Origin of the sequence: Raoultibacter timonensis (assembly GCF_900240215.1) — a bacterium.
GTDB classification, from domain to species: domain Bacteria; phylum Actinomycetota; class Coriobacteriia; order Coriobacteriales; family Eggerthellaceae; genus Raoultibacter; species Raoultibacter timonensis.
This window is the reverse complement of sequence record NZ_LT964679.1, coordinates 1,627,061-1,629,329: the sequence shown is the minus strand read 5'-3', so window position 1 is coordinate 1,629,329 and position 2,269 is coordinate 1,627,061. Positions and strand designations below refer to the sequence as shown.

Sequence of the window (2,269 nt, the reverse complement as noted above, 5' to 3'; positions counted from 1 at the left end):
CGGCCTGCGCGCAGCCGAGGCCCTCGCGGCCGAACTCGCCGAGACGCCCTAGACGCCCATCTCCTTCTTCCAGTCGATGTCGGGCGGCGGTGCGAGCCGATCGGCGTCGGGCTCCCAAAGGCAGGCGTCCATATCCACGCGCATATCGTCGAGGAACGCGACGCCTTCGCTCTCGAGAAGCTCTCGCTGCGCATCGGGCCCGCCGAACGCGTAACCCTCGCAGATGCGGCCATCTTTGAAAATCACCCGATGGCACGGTGTGGCCACGGGCTCTTTGTTGCCGCGCAGCGCCCAGCCGACGTAGCGCGCCGACCGCGGCGATCCCATCATGCGGGCGATTTGCCCGTAGGTTGAAACCTTGCCCTCGGGGATCTGCCTCACAATATCGAAGACGCGTTCGGAAAACGTCGGCATGAAAACCCTTTCGTGCACGGTAAGCCTTTCGGTGACGGTTTCGTAGGATACCACAGATATCTGAAGCGGTTGCGCGTCCGTATAGCGGGCGTCAGTGTATAATCTGCCGAACGAAAGAAGACGTCTCGATCGAGGGAAGCCGGGTGAGATTCCCGCGCGGTACCGCCACTGTGACGCGGATGCTTATCCGTTCAGTCAGAACACTCGTCGGGAAACGTGTTTGCGCGTGCAGCGAGTTACTGCAGGCGCAACCTGGGCGCCGCAATGCGGCCTCGGCTTGCCATGCGGACCCGAAGCGGGTAGCGGTCGAGAGACCGCAGAAGCGATGCTGTCTTCTTTTTTCGGTATTGGTTGCAACGGAAGGAAGGCAGTGAATCGAACCGCTTATTCGGCTTCGTCGCCGATTCGCTCGAATCAGACCATCTTGATGAGGCTCGGGGCTGTGATTCTGGCTCTGGCGCTGTGCGTGGGAGCAGTGCCGGGAAGCGCCTTTGCCGAGGGCCCGGGGATTTCTGCTGCGGCAGACGAACAGGTTGCGGGAACCGCAACGCTGACGATCGTGTACGGGCTCGGCATGGACGGTTCTCCGACCATCGTCGTGAACAAGACGTACGGTTTCGCCGACGGCGCGACGGTCGATGATCTGTTCGCGGCCGCAAAGGCGGCGGGGGATATCAAGGACTACACGTTTTCGGGGGGCTATCTGTCTTCGGTGACGACGAGCGGAGGCGCAACCGCTGCGAACGAGGCCGACTATTCGCTGTATTGGGCAAGCTATAAAAACGAAGCGTATGCCTCGGGAACCGATGCGCAGGGATCGGAAAAGCTCGTCGATGCGGTGAGCTACCAGTTCGCGTGGGCGAGCAGCCCCACGGCAACCGCGCCCGCCGATTGGCAGCCCCTCGTCGACGATGCAACCGAGAGCTCGCAGGTGGCGGGCGGGTCGGTGTCGACCGGCGACGCGGCGACTCTCACGATCGTCGGCGGCATCGGCTACGATGGCGAGCCTATCGTCGTTGCGAACAAGACGTATCGATTCGCCGACGGCGCGACGGTCGATGATCTGTTCGCGGCCGCAAAGGCGGCGGGGGATATCGAGGACTACGAGTTCGAAGATACAGGGTACGGCCCCTCTCTCGTTGCGGTTACGGCGAAAGGCGGCTCCGAGGTGCATAATGCATCGAACGGCTCTCTGTATTGGGCTGCATACAAGGATTGTCGCTATGCGGGGGGAGTCGAAGGCCAGAAAAACGAGGCCCTTGTCAACGAGGTGACCTATCAGTTTGCTTGGTCGAGCTACCCGACCGCGGTTGCTCCATCCGACTGGGCTGCCATCGTGGCTGCAGCCGGCGAAGGCTCGGGCGTCGCGACCGGCAGCGGGTCGGGCGACGAGGCGTACTTTCCGATCGATCTCGACAGCGCGTCGTACGGTCGGCTGTTCGGCTCCATCGCCGCTTCGTTTGCGGGCACGGCGAATCCGTGGGAGGCGCTCGATCTTGCCGCGATCGGCAACGGCTCGGCGGTCGATCGCGAAGGCCTGATCGCCGAAGCGAGAGCAGCGCTTGCATCTCCCGACCGAACCAACATCCAAAAGGCTATCCTTGCGCTTACCGCCCTCGGCATCGACGCTTCGACGATAGCCGATGCGGACGGCACGAGCCTCGTCGACGCGCTCGGATCGACTCCGATGGCGACGGAATCGATAAACGGTAAGTTGTTCGCCTTGCTTGCCTATCGCGCGGTAGCGCGCGGAGCATCGGCGGATGCGACGCTTTCGAGTGCCGCATCGACGGCGTCGGGAGTCGAGGAAACGCTTCTCGAGGAAGTGCTTGCGAGCCAGAAGCCCGACGGCGGG

Annotated in this window: 1 protein-coding gene, 1 pseudogene and 1 riboswitch; of the genes and pseudogenes, one reads left to right on the top strand and one right to left on the bottom strand. The window is 63.0% G+C overall.

Going from position 1 to position 2,269, the window contains the following annotated elements; translation table 11 throughout:
• Window positions 1–48: 48 nt before the first annotated feature.
• Entirely contained in the window at window positions 49–414 is a 366-nt protein-coding gene (locus C1722_RS07275; protein WP_102379572.1) for an MGMT family protein, read from the bottom strand.
• 108 nt (window positions 415–522) lie between these two features.
• Window positions 523–668, top strand: a riboswitch (adenosylcobalamin (AdoCbl) riboswitch).
• A 116-nt stretch (window positions 669–784) separates the two neighbouring features.
• Here C1722_RS07275 and C1722_RS16925 point away from each other — a divergent pair.
• A pseudogene (locus tag C1722_RS16925) lies at window positions 785–2,269 on the top strand (hypothetical protein); the annotation flags it as partial.